This window comes from Planococcus sp. APC 3906 (assembly GCF_030407685.1).
GTDB lineage: Bacteria > Bacillota > Bacilli > Bacillales_A > Planococcaceae > Planococcus > Planococcus koreensis.
On sequence record NZ_JASDCW010000003.1, the window covers coordinates 151,530 to 176,367 of the forward strand.

The 24,838-nt window shown below is 48.3% G+C and carries 29 protein-coding genes; 26 read left to right on the forward strand and 3 right to left on the reverse strand.

Annotated features, from left to right (window positions below; translation table 11 throughout):
- The first annotated feature begins 72 nt into the window (after window positions 1–72).
- The 10 genes from alaS (at window position 73) to mtnN (ending at window position 8,563) form a co-directional block, all read left to right on the forward strand.
- Window positions 73–2,697 carry an alanine--tRNA ligase gene (gene alaS / locus QMA09_RS03405; protein WP_290212023.1) on the forward strand — a complete coding sequence of 875 codons (2,625 nt, stop codon included), beginning with the start codon at window positions 73–75 and terminating at the stop codon, window positions 2,695–2,697.
- A gap of 88 nt (window positions 2,698–2,785) precedes the next feature.
- Window positions 2,786–3,058, forward strand: coding sequence for an IreB family regulatory phosphoprotein (locus QMA09_RS03410; protein ID WP_135500710.1), 273 nt, complete (start codon window positions 2,786–2,788; stop codon window positions 3,056–3,058).
- On the forward strand, window positions 3,055–3,474 hold the full coding sequence (gene ruvX / locus QMA09_RS03415; RefSeq protein ID WP_183736493.1) for a Holliday junction resolvase RuvX: 420 nt from the start codon (window positions 3,055–3,057) through the stop codon (window positions 3,472–3,474). Before QMA09_RS03410 ends, ruvX begins: the two co-directional genes overlap by 4 nt.
- A 10-nt stretch (window positions 3,475–3,484) precedes the next feature.
- Complete coding sequence (locus QMA09_RS03420) at window positions 3,485–3,793, forward strand: DUF1292 domain-containing protein (protein ID WP_135500711.1); 309 nt, start codon at window positions 3,485–3,487, stop codon at window positions 3,791–3,793.
- A 99-nt stretch (window positions 3,794–3,892) separates the two neighbouring features.
- Window positions 3,893–5,017 carry an endolytic transglycosylase MltG gene (gene mltG, locus QMA09_RS03425; RefSeq protein WP_290212024.1) on the forward strand — a complete coding sequence of 375 codons (1,125 nt, stop codon included), beginning with the start codon at window positions 3,893–3,895 and terminating at the stop codon, window positions 5,015–5,017.
- Window positions 5,018–5,116: 99 nt separating this feature from the next.
- Entirely contained in the window at window positions 5,117–5,728 is a 612-nt protein-coding gene (locus tag QMA09_RS03430) for an O-methyltransferase (protein WP_290212025.1), read from the forward strand.
- 29 nt (window positions 5,729–5,757) lie between these two features.
- Window positions 5,758–6,381, forward strand: coding sequence for a uridine kinase (gene udk, locus QMA09_RS03435; protein ID WP_135500714.1), 624 nt, complete (start codon window positions 5,758–5,760; stop codon window positions 6,379–6,381).
- Window positions 6,382–6,460: 79 nt separating this feature from the next.
- The gene (gene greA / locus QMA09_RS03440) at window positions 6,461–6,937 is read left to right on the forward strand and encodes a transcription elongation factor GreA (RefSeq protein WP_135500715.1); all 477 of its coding nucleotides are present in this window, start codon (window positions 6,461–6,463) and stop codon (window positions 6,935–6,937) included.
- 136 nt (window positions 6,938–7,073) lie between these two features.
- Window positions 7,074–7,793 carry a YrrS family protein gene (locus tag QMA09_RS03445; RefSeq protein ID WP_290212026.1) on the forward strand — a complete coding sequence of 240 codons (720 nt, stop codon included), beginning with the start codon at window positions 7,074–7,076 and terminating at the stop codon, window positions 7,791–7,793.
- Between the two features lie 68 nt (window positions 7,794–7,861).
- On the forward strand, window positions 7,862–8,563 hold the full coding sequence (gene mtnN / locus QMA09_RS03450) for a 5'-methylthioadenosine/S-adenosylhomocysteine nucleosidase (protein ID WP_135500717.1): 702 nt from the start codon (window positions 7,862–7,864) through the stop codon (window positions 8,561–8,563).
- 43 nt (window positions 8,564–8,606) lie between these two features.
- Here the strand turns inward: mtnN and pssA are convergent, their stop codons facing one another.
- The gene (gene pssA / locus QMA09_RS03455) at window positions 8,607–9,146 is read right to left on the reverse strand and encodes a CDP-diacylglycerol--serine O-phosphatidyltransferase (protein WP_135500718.1); all 540 of its coding nucleotides are present in this window, start codon (window positions 9,144–9,146) and stop codon (window positions 8,607–8,609) included.
- Window positions 9,147–9,239: 93 nt separating this feature from the next.
- On the opposite strand from pssA, the gene QMA09_RS03460 reads away from it, so the two are divergent.
- The 14 genes from QMA09_RS03460 (at window position 9,240) to QMA09_RS03525 (ending at window position 20,910) form a co-directional block, all read left to right on the forward strand.
- Entirely contained in the window at window positions 9,240–10,013 is a 774-nt protein-coding gene (locus tag QMA09_RS03460) for a phosphatidylserine decarboxylase (protein ID WP_135500719.1), read from the forward strand.
- 36 nt (window positions 10,014–10,049) lie between these two features.
- Window positions 10,050–10,574, forward strand: coding sequence for a YqeG family HAD IIIA-type phosphatase (locus tag QMA09_RS03465; protein WP_277751533.1), 525 nt, complete (start codon window positions 10,050–10,052; stop codon window positions 10,572–10,574).
- Window positions 10,571–11,674 (forward strand): ribosome biogenesis GTPase YqeH, encoded by a 1,104-nt coding sequence (gene yqeH, locus QMA09_RS03470; RefSeq protein ID WP_290212027.1) that lies wholly within the window; start codon window positions 10,571–10,573, stop codon window positions 11,672–11,674. Before QMA09_RS03465 ends, yqeH begins: the two co-directional genes overlap by 4 nt.
- Window positions 11,675–11,684: 10 nt before the next feature.
- Entirely contained in the window at window positions 11,685–12,512 is an 828-nt protein-coding gene (gene aroE / locus QMA09_RS03475) for a shikimate dehydrogenase (RefSeq protein WP_290212028.1), read from the forward strand.
- The gene (gene yhbY / locus QMA09_RS03480) at window positions 12,499–12,798 is read left to right on the forward strand and encodes a ribosome assembly RNA-binding protein YhbY (RefSeq protein ID WP_135500723.1); all 300 of its coding nucleotides are present in this window, start codon (window positions 12,499–12,501) and stop codon (window positions 12,796–12,798) included. The genes aroE and yhbY overlap by 14 nt, the downstream gene beginning before the upstream one ends.
- Window positions 12,795–13,397: a nicotinate-nucleotide adenylyltransferase gene (locus QMA09_RS03485; protein ID WP_135500724.1), complete on the forward strand. Its 603-nt coding sequence runs from the start codon at window positions 12,795–12,797 to the stop codon at window positions 13,395–13,397. The genes yhbY and QMA09_RS03485 overlap by 4 nt, the downstream gene beginning before the upstream one ends.
- A complete protein-coding gene (gene yqeK / locus QMA09_RS03490; protein ID WP_290212029.1) occupies window positions 13,351–13,926 on the forward strand; it encodes a bis(5'-nucleosyl)-tetraphosphatase (symmetrical) YqeK in 576 nt (191 codons plus the stop codon). Before QMA09_RS03485 ends, yqeK begins: the two co-directional genes overlap by 47 nt.
- Window positions 13,923–14,261, forward strand: a complete 339-nt coding sequence (gene rsfS / locus QMA09_RS03495; protein ID WP_135500726.1) for a ribosome silencing factor — start codon at window positions 13,923–13,925, stop codon at window positions 14,259–14,261. The genes yqeK and rsfS overlap by 4 nt, the downstream gene beginning before the upstream one ends.
- Entirely contained in the window at window positions 14,258–14,980 is a 723-nt protein-coding gene (locus QMA09_RS03500; RefSeq protein ID WP_290212030.1) for a class I SAM-dependent methyltransferase, read from the forward strand. The genes rsfS and QMA09_RS03500 overlap by 4 nt, the downstream gene beginning before the upstream one ends.
- Window positions 14,981–15,187: 207 nt before the next feature.
- Window positions 15,188–15,757: a helix-hairpin-helix domain-containing protein gene (locus QMA09_RS03505; protein WP_290212031.1), complete on the forward strand. Its 570-nt coding sequence runs from the start codon at window positions 15,188–15,190 to the stop codon at window positions 15,755–15,757.
- An 82-nt stretch (window positions 15,758–15,839) separates the two neighbouring features.
- On the forward strand, window positions 15,840–16,412 hold the full coding sequence (locus tag QMA09_RS03510) for a ComE operon protein 2 (protein WP_290212032.1): 573 nt from the start codon (window positions 15,840–15,842) through the stop codon (window positions 16,410–16,412).
- 170 nt (window positions 16,413–16,582) lie between these two features.
- A complete protein-coding gene (locus QMA09_RS03515) occupies window positions 16,583–18,682 on the forward strand; it encodes a DNA internalization-related competence protein ComEC/Rec2 (protein WP_290212033.1) in 2,100 nt (699 codons plus the stop codon).
- 160 nt (window positions 18,683–18,842) lie between these two features.
- Window positions 18,843–19,208, forward strand: a complete 366-nt coding sequence (locus tag QMA09_RS03520) for a hypothetical protein (RefSeq protein WP_290212034.1) — start codon at window positions 18,843–18,845, stop codon at window positions 19,206–19,208.
- 295 nt (window positions 19,209–19,503) lie between these two features.
- Entirely contained in the window at window positions 19,504–20,910 is a 1,407-nt protein-coding gene (locus QMA09_RS03525; protein ID WP_483313539.1) for an LVIVD repeat-containing protein, read from the forward strand.
- A 51-nt stretch (window positions 20,911–20,961) separates the two neighbouring features.
- Here the strand turns inward: QMA09_RS03525 and QMA09_RS03530 are convergent, their stop codons facing one another.
- Window positions 20,962–21,096: a YqzM family protein gene (locus QMA09_RS03530; protein ID WP_135500732.1), complete on the reverse strand. Its 135-nt coding sequence runs from the start codon at window positions 21,094–21,096 to the stop codon at window positions 20,962–20,964.
- A gap of 156 nt (window positions 21,097–21,252) precedes the next feature.
- On the opposite strand from QMA09_RS03530, the gene holA reads away from it, so the two are divergent.
- Window positions 21,253–22,287, forward strand: a complete 1,035-nt coding sequence (gene holA, locus QMA09_RS03535) for a DNA polymerase III subunit delta (RefSeq protein ID WP_290212035.1) — start codon at window positions 21,253–21,255, stop codon at window positions 22,285–22,287.
- Between the two features lie 49 nt (window positions 22,288–22,336).
- Here the strand turns inward: holA and rpsT are convergent, their stop codons facing one another.
- Window positions 22,337–22,585 (reverse strand): 30S ribosomal protein S20, encoded by a 249-nt coding sequence (gene rpsT / locus QMA09_RS03540; RefSeq protein WP_135500734.1) that lies wholly within the window; start codon window positions 22,583–22,585, stop codon window positions 22,337–22,339.
- 218 nt (window positions 22,586–22,803) lie between these two features.
- On the opposite strand from rpsT, the gene lepA reads away from it, so the two are divergent.
- Complete coding sequence (gene lepA, locus QMA09_RS03545) at window positions 22,804–24,633, forward strand: translation elongation factor 4 (protein ID WP_135500735.1); 1,830 nt, start codon at window positions 22,804–22,806, stop codon at window positions 24,631–24,633.
- Window positions 24,634–24,838: the final 205 nt, after the last annotated feature.

Consider the following 24,838-nt stretch of genomic DNA (forward strand, 5'->3'; position numbering starts at 1 on the left):
CGAACTAAAGCCTTCGTCCCTTGCGCCAGCGCAAGGGATGGGGGCTTTTTATTATGGCTAGGAGGAGAAAAGATGAAAAACATGAAAGCTGCAGACATCAGAAGATTGTATATTGAATTCTTTAAAGAAAAAGGCCACGACCAGGAGCCGAGCGCACCGCTTGTGCCGTTCGAAGATCCTTCATTGTTATGGATCAACAGCGGTGTAGCGACGCTGAAGAAATATTTTGACGGACGGGTGATTCCAACAAATCCGCGCATCGTCAACGCGCAGAAATCGATCCGTACGAACGATATTGAAAACGTCGGCAAAACGGCGCGCCACCATACGTTTTTCGAAATGCTCGGTAACTTCTCGATCGGCGAGTATTTCAAAACGGAAGCGATCCACTGGGCATGGGAATTCCTGACCGACCCGAAATGGATGGGCTTCGACCCGGAATTGCTGTCGGTGACGATCCATCCGGAAGACGAAGAAGCTTACAGCATCTGGCTCAATGAAGTCGGCGTGCCGGCTGAGCGCATCATCCGCCTTGAAGGCAATTTCTGGGACATCGGCGAAGGCCCGAGCGGACCGAACTCGGAAATTTTCTATGACCGCGGCGAATCCTACGGCAATGATCCGAGTGATCCGGAAATGTTCCCAGGCGGCGAAAACGACCGCTATTTGGAAATCTGGAACTTGGTGTTCTCACAGTTCAACCACAACCCGGACAATACGTACACGCCATTGCCGAAGCAGAACATCGATACAGGCATGGGCTTGGAGCGTATGGCTTCGGTCGTGCAAAACGTGCCGACGAACTACGACACGGATCTGTTCGTGCCGATCATCGAGAAAACCGAAGAGATTTCCGGTGTGCGCTACGGCACAGACGTGGATACCGATATGGCGTTCAAAGTCATCGCTGACCATGTCCGCACAGTCGCGTTTGCAATCGGCGACGGAGCTTTGCCGTCGAATGAAGGCCGCGGATACGTTTTGCGCCGCCTATTGCGCCGTGCTGTCCGCTATGCGAAAAAGCTGGGCATCGAAAAACCGTTCATGTATGAATTGGTTCCTGTTGTCGGCGCAATCATGAAGGATTTTTATCCGGAAGTGAGCGACAAACAGGATTTCATTATCCGCGTGATGAAACTGGAAGAAGAACGTTTCCATGAGACATTGCACGACGGTTTGGCGATCTTATCGGAAGTGGCAGGCCGCCAAAAAGCTGCCGGCCGCAATGAAATCCCGGGTGAAGATGCGTTCCGTCTTTATGATACGTACGGCTTCCCGGTTGAATTGACCGAGGAATATGCGGAAGAAGAAGGCATGGTCATTGACCACGCTGGATTTGAAGCAGCGATGAATGCTCAGCGCGACCGCGCACGGAAAGCCCGCCAAAATGTCAATTCAATGCAGACGCAATCGGAAGTTCTGGGCAACATCAAAGTTGACAGCGAGTTTATCGGCTACGACCGCACATTGGCACAAGTATCTGTCCTCGTCATCATCAAAGACGGCGACGTGGTTGAAAGCGCGCAAGAAGGCGACGAAGTGCAAGTCATTCTCGACAAGACGCCATTCTACGCAGAAAGCGGCGGGCAGATTGCTGACCGCGGAACGCTCAGCAACGATTTGGTGCAGGCAACTGTGCTGGACGTCAAAAAAGCGCCGAACGGCCAGAATCTCCACTCTGTCCGGGTCGACTCAGGCGAACTGACAGCTGGTTCAGTTACAGCGGAAGTGGAATCTTCCCAGCGCCGCGACACGGTGAAAAACCACACGGCGACGCATTTATTGCACCAAGCGCTGAAAGATGTTTTGGGTACGCACGTCAATCAGGCAGGATCCTACGTAGGACCGGACCGCCTGCGTTTCGACTTCTCGCATTTCGGCGGCGTGACGAAAGAAGAAATTACGCAAATCGAACAAATCGTCAACGAAAAAATCTGGAGCGGCATCGCAGTCGATACCGGCTTCCATGATTTGCAGGAAGCGAAAAAAATGGGCGCAATGGCTTTATTTGGCGAGAAATACGGCGATATCGTCCGTGTCGTGGAAATCGGCAATTTCTCGAAAGAGCTTTGCGGCGGCGTCCATGTCATGAATACAGCGGAAATCGGCTTGTTCAAAATCGTTTCGGAAAGCGGCATCGGAGCTGGCGTGCGCCGGATCGAAGCGGTTACCGGAAAAGGCGCATACGAAAACTTGCGGGAAACGGAACAGATTTTGGAAGAAGCGGCTTCGCTATTGAAGTCTTCGCCGAAAGACATGGTCCAAAAAGTCCAGTCGTTCCAGCAAGAAATGAAATCACTGCAGCGCGAAAACGAATCGCTGATGGCGAAAATTTCCAACGCACAGTCGTCAGAAATTTTATCTGCTGCACGCCAAATCAATGACATCACGGTGTTGTCAGCGAAAGTCGAAGCGAAAGACAATAACCAGCTGCGCCAGATGATGGACGATTTGAAACAGAAATTCGACAAAGCGGTCATCGTATTAGGAGCTGCTGATGGTGATAAAGTCATGCTGATCGCAGGCGTTACAAAAGATTTGGCAGGCGGGAACTATCATGCCGGCCAAATCGTCAAACATGTAGCTGAGCAATGCGGAGGCAAAGGCGGCGGCCGCCCTGATATGGCAATGGCAGGCGCTAAAAATCCTGAAAAATTGGAAGCTGCCCTGGAATCTGTCTACGAACAGCTCAAATAGGTTTTATAAATGCCGGTTATCGTTTATACTATAAGTCAGGCAGCGAGAGTCAAATTCTCCTATCTAAATCCGAAACGAGGTGCTTGTCGTGAGTTCATTTGATCAAACAATGAAATTCAATCCGTCTGATGAGTCGATGGAGCAGGAAGTGAAGCAAGTGATGCTTCAAGTCCATACGGCACTTGAAGAAAAAGGCTATAACCCGATCAATCAGATTGTCGGATATTTACTGTCAGGTGATCCGGCTTATATTCCTCGCCATCAGGATGCACGCAATATGATTCGCAAACTTGAACGGGATGAAATTCTGGAAGAGCTTGTGAAATTCTATATTAAAAAGAATAACGGGGAACAAGAATGAGAATAATGGGACTGGATGTCGGTTCGAAAACGATCGGCGTCGCCATCAGTGATGCGCTGGGCTGGACTGCCCAAGGCATTGAGACCGTCAAGATTAATGAGGCGGCTGGGGAGTTCGGCATGGCGCGCCTGGGCGAATTGATCAAACAATTCGAAGTGACCCAAGTCGTCGTCGGATTTCCGAAAAACATGAACAATACGATCGGTCCGCGCGCGGAAGCATCGCAAAAATTTGCAGCTTTGCTCGAAGAAGTATATGCTATACCGGTGGTACTATGGGATGAGCGGCTCACGACAATGGCTGCAGAGAAGATGTTGATCTCTGCGGATGTCAGCCGCAAAAACCGCAAGAAAGTAATCGACAAGATGGCCGCAGTGATGATACTGCAAGGCTACCTTGACTTTAAAAAATTATGAGGTGACGCAAATGGAACACGGACAAGAGCACATTACAGTCGTTGATGAAAACGGCAACGAACAATTATTTGAGGTTTTATTCACATTTGAAAGTGAAGAATTCGGAAAATCATACGTATTGTATTTCCCGGTTGGCGCTGAGGAAGATGATGAAGGCGAAATTGAAATCCAAGCATCTTCTTTCACAGAAAACGCTGATGTAGACGGCAAAATCGCAGGCGGAGAACTTCGCCCGGTTGAGACGGATGAAGAATGGGATATGATCGAAGAAATGCTTAACGCGTTCCTTGACGACGAAGAAGAGAACGAAGAACAGTAATCTCAAAAGGAGAGGGACGGAATTGCTTGTTGATTCCGTCTTTTTCTTTTGTCAGGAATTAGGTATACTGATAAAGGAAAAAGCTAAGGGGGGGAACCCGTGGACAAGCAATCAAAAAAAGAGATTATGTTTGAACGGATGAAAGAAAAAAAGAAAGAAGGAAAAACCGTGAGGCGCATCGTAGCAATCATCGCGCTTGTTGTGCTCTTGATCGTCGGCATCGCCGGCTTCCAGGTATACAATTTCGTGAGCGGAGCATTAAAGCCGGTTGATCCGGATTCTGAAAAAGTGGTGGAAGTAGAAGTGCCGATCGGTTCGAACCTCGACAGCATCGCGGAACTTCTTGAGAAAAACGGCATCGTGAAAGATGCGCGCGTCTATAAATATTACGTCAAATTCAATAACGAATCGGAATTCCAGGCAGGCACTTACGGCTTGCTGCCGTCGATGACGCTCGATGAAATCACGCAAAGCTTGAAGACCGGCAAAGTCTACCGCGAGCCGCTATTCACGATTACGGTTCCAGAAGGGCTGACGCTTGAGCAGATTGCCGAGAATGTCATCGCCAAGAAAACCGATTTCACGGCAGAGCAATTCATGGAAAAAATCAATGACGAAGCTTATATCGACGAGCTGATGGTAAAATACCCAACTTTATTGACGGACGAAATCAAAAATGAAAATGTCCGCTACGATTTGGAAGGCTATCTGTACCCTGCCACTTACCCGTTTTACGAAGAAGATCCGTCGCTGACGCTGATCATCGAACAAATGCTCAATGCGACGCAAGCGAACGTGGTGCAATTCGAAGCTTTGATGCAGGAGAAGAAAATGACGCCGCATACGCTGTTGACATTCGCTTCGCTGCTTGAAGAAGAAGCGACGTCTCAAAGCGACCGCCAAGCGATTGCCAGCGTGTTCTTTAACCGCATCAACGAAGACATGCCGCTGCAAACGGATCCGACGGTCATTTATGCAATGGGCGAGCACAAAGAGCGTCTATTCAACAAAGACTACGAATTCGAGCATCCGTACAGCACATACACCAATAAAGGGCTGCCGCCGGGGCCAATCGCTTCAGCGGGGATCGAATCGATCCAAGCCGTATTGGATCCAGCAGATACGAAGTATTTCTATTTCCTGGCGGATTCGACAGGCAAAAACCATTTTGCGGAGACCTATGACCAACATTTGGCAAACCGCGATAAATTCATCGGCCAATAAAACACAATAACCCGACAAGAAGGAAGCGACCTCGCATTCCTTCTTGTTTTATGTTAGTATAAGTAGTAATTTTTGCTAGCGCGAGAAGGGGCTTGAATAATGGGACAACAACAATTGGCGGAGACGCTGGAGTCGATCAAAAGCTACGCTGTTCAGCATCATGTGCCGATCATGGAAGAGCAAGGCATTGATGAACTGACCCAGCTGCTGGACCAGCAGAAGCCGGCCTCCATTTTGGAAATCGGTGCGGCCATCGGCTTTTCAGCGATAAAAATGGCGCAGGCTTTGCCGGTTTGCAAAATCGACACAATTGAACGGGATGACAGCAGATTCGGGCAGGCTGAGAAGTTCATCTTGGAATCGGGCTATGGAGAACGCATCCGTATTTTCCATGCCGATGCACTGGAAATGGACTTTTCCGTATTGCAGCCTTCTTATGACGCTATCTTCATTGATGCTGCCAAAGGGCAATACGAGCGCTTTTTCGAGAAATACGAAACGCTGCTGCCGGAAGGCGGAATCATTTATTGCGATAATATGCTGATGCACGGGATGGCTGACCAGCCGCTCGCCGATATACCGCGAAGAAAGCGGACGATGATCCGCAACATCAAGAAATTCAGGGAACACATGATGGCCAACCCGCTGTACGACGTGCAATTGCTGCCAGTAGGCGACGGCATCATGGTCTGTAAAAAGAAAAGCCAGTAAAAAAGTCGATTTGCAAGGAGCTTGGAATAATGTCGAAAAACCGTCCGGTGGTAATCGGGATAGCAGGAGGTTCGGGCTCGGGTAAAACCAGCGTCACGAATTCCATTTATGAAGTGTTTAAAGAACATTCGGTCGTTGTGATCGAACAAGATTATTATTATAAAGACCAAAGCCATTTGGCTTTTGAAGAGCGTCTCGAAACGAATTATGACCATCCATTGGCGTTCGATACGGATTTGCTTATCGGCCATGTCAACAAGCTATTAGGCCGTGAAGCGATCGAAAAGCCGATTTACAACTACGCAATCCATACCCGCGCTGATGAAACGGTACATATTGAGCCGAAAGACGTCATCATCCTGGAAGGCATTTTGGTCCTCGAAGACCAGCGTCTGCGGGAATTGATGGACATCAAATTATTCGTTGATACCGATGCGGATCTGCGCATCATCCGCCGGCTGCTGCGGGACATCAACGAACGGGGACGGACAATCGATTCAGTGATTGAACAATACCTGACTGTCGTGCGGCCGATGCACAATCAATTTATCGAACCAACCAAGCGCTACGCGGACGTTATCATCCCTGAAGGCGGGCAGAATGAAGTAGCAATCGACTTGATGGTTACAAAAATTAAAACAATTCTTGAATAGATTGCCAGATTATAATATGATGATACGAGACTGACGGATGCACCGCATCTAGGGTCAGCAGTTGAAGGAGTGGGGAAAAATGGCTACCGAAAAACAATTTCCGATGACAGCTGCAGGAAAGCAGAAGTTGGAGGATGAACTAGACTTTCTGAAAACGATCAAACGCAAAGAAGTGGTTGAACGGATTAAAATCGCCCGTGATTTCGGTGATTTATCTGAGAACGCAGAGTACGACTCCGCAAAAGAAGATCAGGCATTCGTCGAAGGACGCATTTCGACATTGGAATCGATGATCCGCAACGCAGTAATCATAAATGAAAACGAATCGAATAAAGATATGGTCCGCTTGGGCACAACGGTGACTTTCGTCGAAGTTCCGGACGGCGACGAAGAGTCTTACACAATTGTTGGATCGGCAGAAGCGGATCCGCTTGAAGGCCGCATTTCCAATGATTCGCCAATCGCGAAAAGCATGATCGGCCGCACTGTCGGCGAGATCGTCAAAGTGTTGACGCCAGGCGGCGAAATGGAAATCAAAATCGTATCGATCACTTGATTTAGAAAAACGGCCATTCCAACAAAGAATGGCCGTTTTTGGTAAAAATCGCTCTCCCTTGGAACATTACGTGCGTCTATACGTTCTATTCGTTATGTGGCAGCACGCAAAAAACATTTAAAGAGGAGGCATTTAAATGGCCAATGAAGAAAAACGATATCCTTCTCGTTTGAATAAGAAGAATCGGTCCAACCCTGTCATGGATAAAAACCGGTCGAACTCGGTCTTGAACATGATGATCGGGCTGGTCTTCACTTTGATCCTCATTACAGGAGCATTTATCTTTCTTGATAAGGAAGAAGGAAGCATTGAGCAGCCTGAATCCGTAAAAATCGCTTCTGAAGCGGAGCTGGAAGAAGGCAGCACGGCAGATGAGCCGGAAGGCGAACCTGCTGGCAGCGGCACTGAAGCTGATTCTGAAGAAGAAGTTGAAAAAGAAACCGAAGAAACTCCTGCTGATAAGGAAGCGGAGCCTGAAGAAACAAAAGAAGGCAAAGTAACTGGCGGGACCATCACGAAGGAAGATTCAAACGATCCGGTCGTTGAAGAAACAATCATCAACACAAGCTGGGAGCCTGTCGGCACAAAGCAAAAAGGCGAGCACGTTTCTGTTTATGAAAAAGGCTCAGCAGACTGGAATGAAAAAATCAAAGCGATTTCTTACGCCACGGGATTGGCTGCGGACGATATGTACATCATGATGATTAAAAACGGCGGAGGCCCGCAGAAGTCAATCGGAGTGGTGCAGTCCAAAGACCAATCGAAGAAATACCGCGTCCATATGGAATGGGTTGATGGCAAAGGCTGGAGCCCAGTCAAGTTGGATGTCCTAAAAACACTGAAGGGCGCCTATTAAAAAGGCGTCTTTTTTTATGGCAAGTTTTTGAAAAGAATTTATAGAATCATAGAAGGGATGTAGAATAGATGAAAATCGGAGTAATCGGTGCAATGGAAGAAGAGGTTCATTTGCTGCGTGCAAGCCTCGACAATGTGAAGACGGAGGAAATCGCGAATTGCGAATTCACTTCAGGTACGTATAAAGGGCAAGAAGTTGTCTTATTGAAAAGCGGCATCGGCAAAGTGAATGCAGCGATGTCCACAACGCTGCTGCTTCAGCAATTCAAACCGGATGTTGTCATCAATACCGGTTCTGCAGGAGGATTTGATGCGGATCTTGAAGTTGGAGCCATCGTCATTTCCGACGAAGTCCGCCATCACGATGTTGACGTCACTGCTTTCGGCTATGAAATGGGCCAAGTGCCGCAATTGCCGGCAGCATTCCTGTCGAGCGCGGATTTGATGGATCACGCGATTGCCGCGGTTGAAGAGCTCGGGGAGCACGCTTATGCAGTGGGCCTTATCGCTACCGGCGATTCGTTCATGGACGACGCAGAGCGCGTCGAAAAAGTGCGCGGACATTTCCCGTCGATGAAAGCGGCTGAAATGGAAGCTGCGGCAGTCGCCCAGGTGTGCCACCAATTCGATAAGCCGTTTGTCGTCATCCGTGCATTGTCGGATATCGCAGGCAAACAATCCAATATTTCGTTTGAAGAATTTCTGCCAGTGGCGGCGAAACATTCTACCCAGATCGTCTTGAACGTTGTAGACCGCTTAGCGGCGCAATAAAAACAAAAAAAGCTGGAAGCGGCAAAGGAGCCGCTTCCAGCTTTTATACTTTTCTAAGAGTGAATGTGCTGACCATCAACAACGAGCACAGCAAGAACAAGAACATATAAGCGACAGGCGGAATGACCGCTAAGCCGAAATAGGATAATGTGACAACGGTGCCTGCAGCTGTAATCGGCAAGCCGGTGAAATAGCCGGTAGACTCTGAAATGTTGAAGCGTGCCAAGCGGAACGCGCCGCTTGCGATATAAATGACTGTGAATGCCATGCCCGCAATGCCGAAATCTGCAAGCACAAGCTCGTACATCAAGATTGCCGGGGCTACTCCGAACGAGATGATGTCGCTCATGGAATCCAACTGTTTTCCGAGTTCGGACTCCTGATTGAACTTCCGGGCGACCATGCCGTCGAAACGATCTAAAAATGCGGCTATGAAAATAAATAAAACACTAAAGCTATAATAGCCGTTAAGCGCTGCCATTAAAGACGCGCCGCCAAAAGCCATATTGCCAATCGTGATCATGTTTGCGGCTTGGGATCTCAATTTTTTAATTGTGTGATCCATCCGTTCTATGAGTAGCATTGGAAAACACTCCTTTGTCATAAACTTCTTTAGTTCATTATACTGCCTAAGGCCAAAAAATGGTAGACTATTTTAAGCAACGGAGGTGTCTGTGTGAAGAAGAAGCTTTACCAGCGTTCAATTGAATTGACAAATGGGCCGGTAACTTCCGGCCTGATTAAACATTTCGCCCAGTCGCGGCTGAGCCGCAAGGCGATTCCAGGGTATATTAAGACCTATAAAATAGATATGGCGGATGTTGACGGAAATGTGAATTCGTTTCCGACATTGCACGACTTTTTTATTCGCCAGCTGAAAAAAGACCGGCGTCCGATGTCAGAGCAAGCCGTGGTGTCCCCTGTCGATGCAAAAGTGGAAATTGCCGGCGATCTCGATGACAACATCCATTTCTTAGTGAAAGGCCAGCAATATTCGTTGGAAGATCTGCTGGGCAGCGCGGAACTGGCTGATTTCTACCGCGGCGGAAAATACATTGTGCTGTACTTGTCGCCAGCCGATTACCACCGCATCCATAGCCCAGTCGATGGAACTGTGCTCAAGCAATATGTTTTGGGGAAAAAATCGTATCCGGTGAACCAGGCGGGGCTGCAATACGGCAAGGCCCCGATCAGCGGCAATTACCGGATGATCACCGAACTCGACAGCGAATGCGGTCGGCTCCTGATGGTGAAAGTGGGCGCCATGTTCGTTAACTCGATTGAGCTGACGAACTTCGGCACGAGCTGGAAAAAGGGTGAAGAAGCCGCTTATTTCAGTTTCGGTTCAACCGTCGTGCTGTTTTTTGAACGCGGAAAAGTCGAGTTCAGCAGCAATGTGCAGAATGGAAATTCGGTCAGGGTGGGAGAAGCCCTCGCGCATATGTTATAATCAGTTGAATTAAGTCGCTAGAAACAGGAGTTGTCAATTATGTACCATAAATTCGTACCAAGCCAATATGTAAAAAAAGTGTTTGATATCACACCGCAAATGCTATTGGACAAAGGGATCCGCGGAATCATCACCGACCTCGATAACACGCTGGTGGAATGGGACCGCCCGGAAGCTACACCGATGCTGATCGATTGGCTGCGCTCGATGAAAGAGGCAGGGATCCAAGTGGTCATCGTTTCGAACAACAACGAGCTGCGCGTGAAATCCTTTGCTGATCCGCTCGGCATCCCGTTCATCTACCAGGCTCGCAAGCCGATGGGCCGGGCATTCAGAAAAGCGCTCAAGCTGATGAATGTCAGCCGTGAACACGTTGTGGTCATTGGAGACCAGATGCTGACCGATATTTTCGGCGGCAACCTCAACAAGCTCCATACGATTCTTGTGTTGCCAGTGGCCCAGTCCGATGGCTTTTTTACCCGTTTCAACCGATTGGTAGAACGCAGAATCATGAAGAAACTGAAAGATAAAGGCCAGATCATGTGGGAGGAAGAAAATTGAACGAAATGCCAAATTGCATCGGATGCGGTGCATTAATCCAGACAGAACGCCCGGGAGAATTGGGCTACGCACCGCCATCTTCCTTAGATAAAGAAGAAATCATCTGCCAGCGCTGCTTCAGATTGAAAAATTACAACGAACTTCAGCCTGTCTCGTTGACGGATGATGATTTCTTGAAAATTTTAAACGGCCTTGGCGAAAGAAAAGGCCTGATCGTTAAAATCGTCGACATTTTCGACTTTAACGGCAGCTGGCTCCCAGGGCTCCATCGATTTGTCGGCAGCAATGACATTTTGCTGATTGCCAATAAATCGGATTTATTGCCAAAATCGGTCAAGCAGCATAAATTGATCAATTGGATGAAACAGGAAGCAAAAAAACTTGGCTTGAAACCGATTGATGTGCTGACAGTCAGCGCCCATAAAGGCACTGGCATCGTTGAAGCGATGGAAGCGATCGAACATTACCGAAAAGGCAAAGACGTCTATGTTGTCGGCAGCACGAATGTCGGGAAATCGACATTCATCAACCGCATCATCAAACAGTCGACTGGGCATTCCGATATCATTACGACTTCCCATTTTCCGGGAACAACGCTTGATATGATTGAAATCCCGTTGGATGACGAAAACTCGCTTTTCGACACGCCAGGAATCATCAACCATCATCAATTGGCACATTTTCTGCATACAGAAGATTTGAAAATGATCATGCCGAAAAAAGAAATCAAACCGCGCGTTTTCCAGCTTAATCCGGAACAAACGCTTTATATTGGCGGCTTGGCCCGTTTTGATTTCATCAAAGGCGACCGTTCTTCCTTCACGGTCCATGTTGCCAACGATTTGACCATACACCGCACGAAATTGGAAAATGCAGATGCTTTGTATGAACAGCATCTAGGCGGAATGCTGGCGCCGCCATCCGCGGAATTCAAAGACGATTTCCCGGAATTGGTGCGCCATGAATTCCGTGTGAAAGACAGCAAGACCGACATTGTATTTTCAGGGCTTGGCTGGATTACGGTCCAGCATCCAAATGTAGTCATTGCCGCATACGCTCCGAAAGGCGTGGAAGTTATTTTGCGGCCATCCTTAATCTAGGGGGATTTTGATGAAAAAATGGTATGCGGTCATCGGAGATCCGATCGGACATTCGCTGTCTCCGTTCATGCACGAACAATGGTTTGAAGAGCACAACATCGATGCGGCTTATATTCCGGTCCATACGGAACCATTCGAACTTGAAAAAGTGTTCCATGCTATGAGAACATTGGGCATCAGCGGCTTTAATGTGACGCTGCCCCATAAACAGGCCATTATCCCGCTGCTCGATAATCTCGACGAAACGGCCATTTCCATGAGCGCAGTCAATACGGTCACGTTCAATGGCAAACGGACAACGGGCTGGAATACGGACGGCGACGGCTTTGTGCGTTCGCTGATGGCGAAGCAGCCGGACCTTGAAGGAAAAGTGCTCGTCATTGGTGCGGGAGGGGCGGCTAGAGGAATCGCTTTCGCTTTGAAAAAAGCAGGCTTCGACTCGGTCACCATCACCAACCGCACGTTCCGGCGCGCCGAGGAATTGGCGGAAGCCATGAACGGAAACGCGGTGACGCTGAGGGATGCTGAACTTTCGCTTGCGGAATTCAGCACTATTATCCAGACCACTTCTGTCGGCCTTGCTGAAGATGAAGGGCTGCCTTTGTCGCTTGACCATGCAGCAGCCGGAACCCTTGCTGCAGACATTATTTACAACCCGCTTGAGACGCCGTTTTTGAAAGCGGCTGAAGCAAAAGGATGCCGGACATTGAACGGCATCGGCATGTTCGTCTACCAAGGCGCTATCGCGTTCGAGAAATGGACGGGAGTAAGCCCTGATACAGAAAAAATGATTAGAATTCTTACGGAAAAATTAGGAGGCACTTATGTTAACAGGTAAACAAAAAAGATTTTTGCGCAGTGAAGCGCATCATTTAGACCCGATTTTCCAAGTCGGAAAAGGCGGCGTCAACGGAGCGATGCTGCGCCAGATTGAAGAAGCATTGGAAGCCCGTGAATTGGTGAAAATCAGCATTCTTCAAAACAACGAAGATGGCAAACATGACGTTGCTAAGCAATTGTCTGAAGGAACGGCGGCAGAATTGGTGCAATTGATCGGCCATACAGTTGTCCTTTACAAGCCATCGGTCAATAATAGACGCATCGAGCTGCCTAGAAAAGGATGAAAAAAGTCGGGATATTGGGCGGAACATTCAATCCTCCTCATCTCGGCCACCTGATTATGGCCAATGAAGCTTTTCACTCCATTGGGCTTGATGAAGTTCGCTTTATGCCCAATTTCATCGCACCCCATAAAGAAGTGAGCGGTGCAAACGCTGGCCAACGACTGGAAATGGCCCGTCTGGCAATTGATGGCCATGCGGGTTTCCGTGTAGAGGATTTTGAAATCCGGCAAGGCGGTGTTTCGTATACGTACGACACCATGCTGAAATTGATGGCTCTCGAACCGGACACCGAATTTTACTTTATCATCGGCGGCGACAGCATCGCCGACCTGTCTTCCTGGCACCGGATTGATGAACTCGCCAGGCTGGTCCGTTTTATCGGCATCAGCCGGCCAGGCTATGAAAACACGACCCCGTACCCAGTGCGGATGATTGATTCGCCGGAAATGCATTTGTCATCGACGATGCTCCGCGACAGAATGGCGCAAGGCAGGACAATTTCATTTCTCGTACCGGAAAAAGTGGAAGCTTTTATTCGAAAGGAGCGGTTATATGGACCAGAGTGCAATGTTGCAGAAGGTGAAGAAACGCCTTCCTGAAAACCGTTATAATCATGTTCTAGGCGTGCTCGGCACAGCAGTGGAATTGGCGAAGCGTTTCAATGTGCCGGAAGAAAAAGTGCAAGTGGCAGCCATTTTGCACGATGTCGCGAAGTTCTCGGATCGGCAATGGATGCAATCAGTGATCATTTCCCAGAAAATGGATCCGCTATTGCTCGATTACCATGCGGAATTATGGCATGCGCCTGTCGGGGCATATGTCGCGAGCTACGAATTCGGCGTGAACGATGAAGATGTCTTGAACGCCATCCGTTACCATACAACAGGGCGGGCAGGCATGTCTGACCTGGAAAAAATCATTTATGTTGCAGACATGGTCGAGCCCAACCGCAAATTCACCGGAGTCGATGAATTGCGACAATTAAAAGAACAAGGATTGGATGTTATGATGGAAGTCTGCATCAAACATTCCATCGAATTTCTTGTATCAAAAAATCAACCGGTTTTTCCGGATTCATTGAAGTGTTACGAATACTTCACGAAACAGAAAGGGAAAGTGAAAGAATGACTAAACAAACTTTACTCCAAATGGCTTATAATGCCGTAGAAGACAAAAAAGCCGAGGATATTGTAGTTTTGAATATGGAAGGCATCTCGCTATTGGCGGATTATTTCCTCATCTGTACAGGGAACTCGGATCGCCAAGTGCAAGCAATTGCGCGTGCTGTGATTGAACAATCCCACGAAGCAGGAAACGAAGTGAAAAGTGTGGAAGGATTTGACTCTGCGCGCTGGATTCTTGTTGATATCGGCGATGTAGTGGTTCACGTATTCCATAAAGACGAGCGTGATTATTACAACCTTGAGCGCCTCTGGAGAGAAGCGCCGACAATGGAAATATGAGGTATGGGAAATTTGCGTCAGTTTATGATGAACTGATGGAAGATATTCCGTACGAAAAGTATGTCGAATGGGTCGGGTCCCATGTCCAATCGGGGAAACTCCTCGATCTGGCTTGCGGGACCGGGACCCTTTCGCAGCTTTTCAGCGAAGTCGGATTCGATGTGACGGCGAGCGATTTGTCGGAAGACATGCTGGCGATTGCGAGCAATCGCTTCCAAGAAGCAAACTTGGCGATTCCGGTGCTGCAATTGTCGATGGACAATTTAGAAGGCATCGGCGGCTTTGATGCCGTGACGATCGCCATCGATTCGCTTAATTATTTGGAAACGGAAGAAGAAGTCAAGCGGACGTTCGCTGAAGTCCATGCCGCTTTAAATGAAGGTGGACATCTTTTCTTCGACATCCATTCTCTTTTTAAAATAAACGATATCTATATGGACAGCCCGTTTGTCATGGACGGCGAAAACGTCGCTTATATTTGGCATACGGAAAAGGGCGCCCATGCAAATAGCGTCATCCATGACATCACGTTTTTCATGCGCCACGGAGAAACGTTCGAACGTTTTGAAGAAACGCATGAGCAACGGACGTTTCCGATAGAAACCTATCAAGCTTGGCTGGAACAGGCTGGTTTCCAAGTGGAATCAATAACGGCCGACTTCACGGGGCAAAGCCCGGATGAAGAAAGCGAACGCATCTTTTTCCACGCAATCAAATAAGCAGAAACAGAACCCGCGGCAAGCCTGCGGGTTTTTTCATGCGCTTTTGCAGATCAGCAGCCTAAAAATCGATAGACAGCACCTGGTAATTCGTATACAATTCAGACAGCTTCATTAATTGCCTCCTTGTGAAAGGAGCGCTCACCGCTGAACCTATCCCAGCTTCGCGGAAAATTAGGCTGGCTTGCCATCCCGGCAGCTGCAGCCATGGCTTTGGCCATCTACCTTTTCATCCCCCAGAGCGAGCCGGAACTTGTGCCGGCCCAAACTCTTGAACAAATTCAAGCTGAACCGCCCCAACAGACGGAAACCCCCACCCAGCAGGATGCACTTCCAGAAACCATCATGATCGATATTAAAGGGCAAGTGGCAAGCCCAGGTGTATTTGAACTGCCAGCAGGCGCCCGAGCCCAGGATGCCATAGCGGCGGCGGGCGGCTTTTTGGAAACCGCCGATCCGACGGCCATCAATCTTGCGTTGAAAGTCCAGGATGAAATGGTGTTATATGTACCAGCTATAGGTGAAGAATTGCCCGTTTTAGCCAGTCCGGTACAGACCGGGCCAGCAGCAGGCCCTGCTAGCGGTTTGGTTGATATCAACTCGGCCACCGATGTGGAGTTAATGGAACTGCCAGGCATCGGGCCATCAAAAGCCGCAGCCATCATCACATATCGGACCGAAAACGGCAATTTTGAAAAAATCGAGGATTTGAAGGATGTTACGGGCATTGGCGATAAATCTTTTGAACAATTGAAAGACGGCATAACGGTCCGATAAGAGGATTTGAGCCGGATGGACGGTTGACGAAAATCCACCCTCTGCTAAACTTATTTTATACAGACAAGCAGGAGGCAATCAGATGAAGCGAATAACTTGGGACCAATTTTTCATGGCGCAAAGCCATTTGCTGGCACTTAGAAGCACATGTACACGCCTAGCCGTCGGAGCGACAATCGTCCGTGACCGCCGCATCATGGCGGGGGGCTATAACGGTTCCATTTCCGGCGGCGACCATTGCATCGACCAAGGCTGCTACGTTGTGGACAACCATTGCGTACGCACGATCCATGCGGAAATGAACGCCTTATTGCAATGTGCGAAATATGGCGTCAGCGTCAACGGGGCAGACATGTACGTCAGCCATTTCCCGTGCCTGCAATGCTCGAAATCAATCATCCAGGCAGGCATCGCCCGCTTGTATTATGCGGCCGATTATAAAAATCACTCTTATGCGATTGAATTATTCGAGCAGGCGGGCGTGGAAGTCATACAAGTGATGTTCGACGAACGCAAAATCGATTTCCTGAGCGTCGAAAAAAACAGGCTCTACATGGAAATGCTTGAAAAGCTGCGGGAAAAAGGCAGCACCGAAGAAGAATTGGCCCATTTTACTGAACGGGTGAATGAATTATTCGGAGAAGTGGAAGTGTAAGCGGAAATTTTCTTCTATACAATGCAGCGGCAGTCGTCATTGCCACCTATGCAGCCCATGAAACAGCGAAAGAGCTTGTCTTCATCGGGCTGCTTTTTTGTTGGATGTTCTGGAAGCATGAAGGAGCGAAACTCTTCATTCACATATTGGCAATAACGATCTGTGTCTATATGCTGCAGGAGCAGCGCGTTCCAACTGTCATCAAAGCCGCAGCATACAGTGGAGAACTGGATTTTGCGGGCAATTACACGATTGACGGCGATAGCTTGCGCGGCTTTGCGGAACTGGCAAGCGGGCAAAAAGTCTACGCCGCTTACCGGTTCAAAGATGCAGAAGAAAAAGCGGAAGCACAAGCGGCGCTGCCGGATTCAAAACTGATTGTTGCTGGTGCGTTTGAGTCAGTGGCGGAACCTTCGCACCGGTTCTCGTTCAATATGGCCCGCTACTTGGAAACGAACGGCGCTGCAGCGATGCTGACAATTGAAAAGATTGAAGCGTTTAAAGCCCAGCATACGTTTTACGCCAAGATGCTGCAGCAGCGGAAAAAGCTGGGCGCGCATATCAACGCGTCGTTTCCTGCTGAACTCGCCACTGAAGCGGAAGCGTTGCTGATCGGTGAGCAGCGGGGGATGGGCATCGAAGAAAGGCAGATTTACCAGACGCTTGGCATCACGCATCTCTTTGCGATATCCGGTCTGCATGTCGCGATTGTTGCAGGGCTAGCTTATTTTTTGCTGGTCCGGCTGCGCGTCCGCAAAGAATCCGCGCTGCTCTTGCTGTTGGCCATGCTGCCGCTTTATGCCATCATGGCGGGAGGTGCCCCTTCCGTGCTGCGTGCTGTCTGTATGGTCAGTTTAGTATTGGCGGGCAAGCTCGCTAATATCCGATTGCCAGCGTCCTGCGTGCTGCTCGGAAGCTTCCTTTTCTTTGTCATCTGGAACCCGTATGCGATCTACAATATCGGTTTTCAATTATCATACGGTGCGGCGTTCGGCATCATCTACTCGCGGCAGCTGTTGGCAAGGTGCCGATCTGCTTTTGAGCAAGGGCTGCTGATTACAGCAATTTCACAAATGACGCTTTATCCTATTTTGCTGTTCCATTTTTACGAAATTTCAATTTCGGCTTTTGCCGTCAACAGTCTTTTTGTGCCGCTTTATACCTTGGTCATTCTGCCGGTTAACTTGCTGGCACTCGGGTTGACGCTGGTGTTCCCGCCGGCTGCGGATGCATTGTTCTTCATATATGGACCTGGCAGAGAATGGATCGGGGACGGGATGGCTTGGCTTGCATCGTGGCCGCACCAGATGTGGAATCCAGGGCGTCCGGCGCCATGGCTGGCAATGGGCCTCATGGCAAGCGTTTTGCTGTTTTACGGTCTTGCCGAAAAAAGATTCCATGCGAGGCAGCTATTGATTGTGCTTGTGCCAGCCGCTTTATTTACGGCTATGCCATATCTGGATCCAGCGCTGAAAGTGACTTTCCTGGATGTCGGCCAAGGCGACAGTGCGATGATTGAGCTGCCCCATAGGCGAGCCGTCTACGTAATCGATACCGGTGGGCTTCTGCGCTTCGGCACAGAAGAATTCCGCATGAAAGAGCGTCCATTCGAAATTGGCAGGCAAGTGGTCGTGCCTTATTTAAAAGGAAAAGGCATCTCGTCGGTCGACTTGCTGGTCCTCAGCCATGCCGATGCGGACCACGCCGAAGGGGCCGACGAATTATTCAAGGCGTTGCAGATCCACAATCTCCATCTGACACCAGGCTCACAAACAACGCCGCTCATGCAGGAGCTGGCGAAGGATGCCAGTGAGGCGAAGCTGAGCTATCCCATAAGCGGCAGCGGCTGGATGGAAGGGCAAACCCGATTCCATTATTTGTCTCCAGCTGATGCCGAATACAGCGGCAATGACGATTCGTTGGTGATGCTTTTGGAAAACAACGGTTTCCGGGTGCTGTTCACCGGCGATTTGGAAATGGCGGGTGAGAAAAAAATCGTTGAAGCTTATAGCGGAGAACTGGCAGGATTGACCATCTTGAAAGTCGGCCATCACGGCAGCAAAACGTCCAGCGGCCAAGAATTTCTGGAAGCGGCAATGCCGAAGCTGTCGATTTTCTCCACCGGCAAAGACAATCGGTATGGGCATCCGAACCCTGATGTGGTGGAGCGTTTTCAAGCCTTGAACCTGCCGGTGTTGAATACAGCGGAAAGTGGCACCATTGAAGTGGAAGTCGTGGACGGTGAGTGGGAACTCCGGAAAATGCGTTAAAAATAGATAGTTGAAATACGTGAATAGCAAAGAGGCGGTGCGGCAGAAAATTTACCGGCTGTCTTTTTTTTATTAGCCTCCAAAAACGGTATTCCATATTTTGGGGATAAATGTATACTGAATGTATTGAGGTTTGATCTTGCAAAGGATGGATGCGGAAATGGCGGAATTACTTTTAGCGGTGTTGTACCAAGTAGCGGTTGCAATCGGAAGGCTTCTGGGTTTCTTCGTTTCAGAACTGGCAGCGAGTAAGATAAGCAATGCAATCGAAGACTTTTTTACAAACGACACGAAATTAGAGAAGAATGTAAAATTATTGGCTGAAGAAAAGTGGTTCATTGAATTAGCCGACGATTTCCGCTATAGCCATATTATTTGGCATAATAATCGGGTGGGACGCTATTTGAAAGAGGATTCCAATATCCCTTTGTTGAAAAAGCATGAAGAAGAACAACGGAAATTCATCGAAATGGTGAAGCAGGAGCACAAAAAGTTTGCAGGCATGCCATCCAAAGATTCAAGATAGCTGATCCGGTATAACCCAGGTTCTAAAAAAATTTATGAACGTTAATTTTAGAATGAAGCTCTGCAAAAGAACTATCTCCTACGCATAATCGGAGATAGTTCTTTTTTCTTAAAAGCCTTTTTAATAAAAAATTTCGGCTTATTTTCTGTGTCATTTGAAATGAAGGAGGATGTGCCAAATAGATTATTTTTTAAATATTTAAATAATTAGACTTTCAAAGTATTGCTATTATCGTTTTCTTCCTAATATACTATATTTGGTAAATATAAAATAATATACATTAGGAGGAAAAATATTGAGCATTAAAAAACCGTTTTTGAATGTTTCTTTAGCTGCACTTCTTGTATTGTCGGCAGCACCAGGGGTTCTTGCCCACGATGCGTTGGATGGCAGTGATTTGTCGAAGGGGGAACGCAGTGTTTTCTCCAATGAAGAATTGATTAATTTAAGCGATTCAAGCATCAATGGCTCTAAAAATCTTTCGTTCCTGAAAGAAGGAGCGGCCGCTCAACTCAAGGAACTTAACGGCGTGCAGAATAATACAGCTGATGTCTATGCCCATAAAGGCTATGCCTATCTCGGAACTCATACGGCCAATGGTGGAAACGGCGGCGTCCGGGTATTCGATTTAAAAGATCCTTCCAATCCAAAAGAAGTGGCTGTGTTCGGCCATGATGATGTGCCAGGCTCTTGGCAGGAAAAAGTCATCGTCAAGAGCATCGATACCCCACATTTCAAAGGGGATTTGGCAGTAGTCAGCGTGCAGCAGCTCAATCGGAATAATCCTGAAACGTCAGGCGGATTCTTGCTGTACGACGTAACCGATCCTGCCAACCCGGAAAAACTCGGCTATTGGGAAACGTATGCATCCACTCGCGGCACCCATGAACTTTACCTGACAATGCAAGGTGATCGTGCATTGGTATTTGCGTCGAATCCATATGCAGATTTCTATAGTGGCGGAGAACAAAAAGATTTCCAGATTGTCGACGTTTCGAATCCGGCAGAGCCGGAAACATTGTGGCAGTTTGATCCGCGTTCATTGCCGGAAGTGCCGGATTCGTTCAACGGCTATAATTGGAACGCTCCGGACGGCAAATCAAGAGCCGTCTTCAACCACAGTGTCATCACGGACCATAACGCGCAATTCGCTTATGTTTCCATGTGGGACCTGGGAACGGTCATCTTTGACATCAAAGATCCCGAAAACCCGGTATTTGTCGGACGCACGGATTTCTCTTCTGAACAGCAAGGGGCGGCACATTCTGCAGCACTGGCTAAAGGCGGCAATGTGCTGATCGAAACGCGTGAAGTGTCCAGTCCGGTACGGCCAGGATATGAAAAATCGTACGGCTATACGCGCATCTTCGATATTAAAGACAAATCGAATCCAAAGCTTTTAAGCGAGTTTAAAACGGACTTGACCGAGAAAGTCGAAGACGGGCCGACATTCGCCAATACCGTCCACGATCCGAAAGTCCATGGCAACACATTATACTTGAGCCATTATGCCGGCGGCGTCTATGCAGTCGACATTACGGACCCGAGCAAGCCTGAACAGATCGGGCAATACACGCCGGACCAAGCCGATGTATGGGGTGTATTCGTAGACCGCAATTACGTACTGGCATCGGATATGGGCCAGGGCTTGAAAGTCTTGCTGAAAAACAATGCTCCTCAAAAAGAGCAGGAAACAAAATAAGATTCCATAAAATAAAAAGGCCTCCGCAGATGCGGAGACCTTTTTTTCTATTCATCGAGCTACGAATTGTACGACAGCCGCAGTGATAAAGATAAGTGCAAAGAAACCGAATGAAACAACAAACCCCATTCCAGCGTCTATTGCGTCGTTGCGCTTCGACTGTACATTCTGTTCAAATTCATTCATTGCTACCCCTCCTAATTCCCTCTAATTATAAGTGAAGCGTGTGGAAAAATCTAGATTGAAGTTAAACTAATTAGCGTAAAAAAGGAGCCGACACAAAAATGTCAAATTACCATGCAAGCCGAAAATCCTTTATAGTAGAAGGAGGGGGTGCAATCCATGATCACTTCAGTATGGAAAGCCATCCGCAGCGGACAGATCGATCCTGTTTATGTCATTGCGGGGACAGAAAGTTATTTCATTGAAAAAACCTTGAATTTATTGAAAGAAAAATTGACCGACGGCGAACCGGAGTTCATCAATTTCGACTTGGATGAAGTGCCGGTCGACCATGTCATAGATGAAGCGGACACGATTCCGTTCTTCAGCGACCGGAAATTGATCATCGCGCGCAACGCATCGTTTTTGCGGGCAGCTGAACGCGGCAAAGAAAAAATCGACCATAACTTGAAGATGTTGGAGACGTGGCTTGAAAATCCGCCATCCAGCTCCGTGACGATTTTTGTTGCGCCTTATGAGAAATTGGATGAACGCAAAAAAGTCACCAAGCTCATGAAGCAGCATGCGGTGATGATCGAAGCGAAACCGCTTCAGGCGAACGATCTTGAAGTGTGGGTTGAGCACGAAGCCAAAAGCTACGGCAAAGCGATTTCGAAACGTTCGGCGCAGCGGCTCATCGAAATGGCGGGCACGAATTTGACGCTGCTGTCGTCGGAGATTGAAAAGATGGCATTGTATCTCGGGTCAGAAGAAGAAATCGCGATCGAACTGATCGAACGGATGACTGCCCGGACGCTGGAACAGGACGCTTTCAAAATGCTGCAAGCCTATTTGGATGGCAATATCTCTGAAGCGCTAAGCGTCTACTACGATTTGATCCGGCAGAAAGAAGAGCCGGTTGCGCTGACGGCTTTGCTGGCGTCGCAGATCCGCTTCATGGTCCACGTGTTTTACCTGCAGAAAAAAGGCTACCATGCCCAGCAGATTTCCAAGCAGCTGAAAGCCCATCCTTATCGGGTCAAGCTCTTGGTTGAAAAGCGCCAGCAGATTCCGGAGCAGCGCTTGCTGGAAGTGCTCAACGATTTGGCAGACATCGATTTGCAGCTGAAGACGCAAAGCGGCAACCGCGAACGCATTCTGGAATTTTTCCTGATGAAGCGCAAACAGCCGCGCAGCAAAGCCCAGCTTTCATAAAAAGACAAAGTAAAAAGACCGATTCCCAAGGGAACCGGTCTTTCGTCTTTTACGCTTGTTTCATCAAGCGAGATTTTCTACGAGCTGCAGTGTTTTTGTGGATAAGACCTTTAGAAGCTGCTTTTTCCACCTGTTTGATAGCCGCTTTGATAGAGTCGCTAGCGTTATCATCCTTGTTAAGAAGAGCTTGCTCAGCTTTTTTAACAGTAGAACGCATAGTTGATCTCTGGTGAGCATTTTGAGCGTTTTTCGTTTCATTCGTGCGAACACGTTTGATAGCAGATTTAATGTTTGGCATGTATTTCACCTCCTAGACAAATAGGAACAGAGACGCGAAGGCCTCTTGTCTTTTATGTCTCTATACAACATGAATTATTTTATCAAATCGCGGAACGGATTGCAATAGATACGTGCAAAGAAGTTTGCCTTGACACTAAAATGATTTCAACAGGCTTTCATTGCTCAATAGTTGCTCTACTGCTATAATTCAAAGTAGTTTATATAGGAGTGAAGAGAATGAATCATGAGGAACGAGTAGCACGCCAAAGCAAAATCCGTAACTTCTCCATTATCGCACACATCGACCATGGAAAGTCTACATTAGCAGACCGCATATTGGAAAAAACGGAAGCTCTGACTTCCCGTGAGATGAAAGCGCAATCCCTGGACTCCATGGATTTGGAGCGCGAACGCGGCATTACGATCAAACTGAATGCTGTACAGTTGCATTATAAAGCGAAAGACGGAGAAACATACATCATGCACTTGATCGACACTCCGGGACATGTCGATTTCACATACGAAGTTTCACGGAGCCTCGCAGCTTGTGAAGGAGCAGTTCTTGTCGTTGATGCGGCGCAAGGCATCGAAGCCCAAACGCTGGCCAACGTCTATTTGGCGCTGGACAACGAGCTCGAAATCCTGCCAGTCATCAATAAAATCGATTTGCCGGCCGCTGATCCTGAGCGCGTCCGCCAAGAAATCGAAGAAGTGATCGGGCTTGATGCTTCAGAAGCGGTTCTCGCATCAGCAAAAGCAGGCATCGGCATTGAAGATATTCTGGAACAGATTGTGGAAAAAGTTCCGGCTCCGACCGGCGACCCTAGCGCACCGCTAAAAGCGTTGATTTTTGATTCGCTTTACGATCCTTACCGCGGCGTCATCGCGTATATCCGTATTGTTGAAGGTACAGTCAAACCGGGAGACCGCATCAAAATGATGGCTTCAGGCAAAGAGTTCGATGTCATCGAAACAGGCGTCTTTACACCGCACGCCTTATTATTGGAAGAATTGACAGTTGGCGATGTCGGGTTTATCTCAGCCGGCATCAAAAATGTCGGCGATTCGACAGTCGGCGACACCATCACACTGGCGAAAAACCCGGCGACCGATGCGCTGCCTGGCTACCGCCGCTTGAACCCGATGGTGTATTGCGGATTGTATCCAATCGATACATCCAAATACAACGATTTGCGCGATGCACTAGAAAAACTGGAATTGAACGATGCTGCGCTGCAATTCGAGCCGGAATCTTCCCAAGCGCTTGGCTTCGGCTACCGCTGTGGATTCCTGGGGCTATTGCACATGGAAATCATCCAAGAGCGCATCGAGCGCGAATTCAATATCGATTTGATCACCACTGCACCGAGTGTTATCTATGACGTCCACATGACGGACGGGGAAATCTTGAAAATAGACAACCCTGCCATGATGCCGGATGCACAGAAAATCGCAGTGGTTGAAGAGCCATACGTAAAAGCGACGGTCATGGTGCCGAATGATTACGTCGGTGCCGTTATGGAAATCTGCCAGAAAAAACGCGGCAACTTCCTGACAATGGACTATATCGACGCAACACGCGTCAGCATCGTCTACGAATTGCCGCTTGCCGAAATCGTCTATGATTTCTTCGATCAATTGAAGTCCGGTACAAAAGGCTATGCGTCATTCGATTACGAGCTCATTGGCTATAAAGAGTCGAAATTGGTGAAAATGGACATCCTGTTGAACGCTGAACAAGTCGATGCACTCAGCTTTATCGTCCACCGCGACTTCGCATACGAACGCGGCAAAGTCATTGTCGACAAACTAAAAACATTGATTCCTCGCCAGCAATTCGAAGTGCCGATCCAAGCAGCGATCGGCCAGAAAATCGTTGCCCGCCAAACCATCAGCGCCATGCGCAAAAACGTACTCGCTAAATGCTACGGCGGCGATATCTCTCGTAAACGCAAACTTCTTGATAAGCAAAAAGAAGGTAAAAAGCGCATGAAACAAGTTGGTTCAGTAGAAGTACCACAAGAAGCATTCATGGCCATCCTGAAAATGGACGACCAATCAAAATAAATCGCGAGAAGGAGGCCGATTTTGTGCCTCCTTTTGCTATTGTGTTTAAACTAGAGAAGAATGGAATAATATAACGCTTCGGCGGCTTTGGGCAGAGCAAAGATTATTGCTCCTGCGCAAGCTCGTCGCAAAGGAGTTGCCGAAAGTGCCCGGCACCACCTTGGCTCTTGCTATGAGCCGGGAAAAACACCCGTCTCATAGCTTC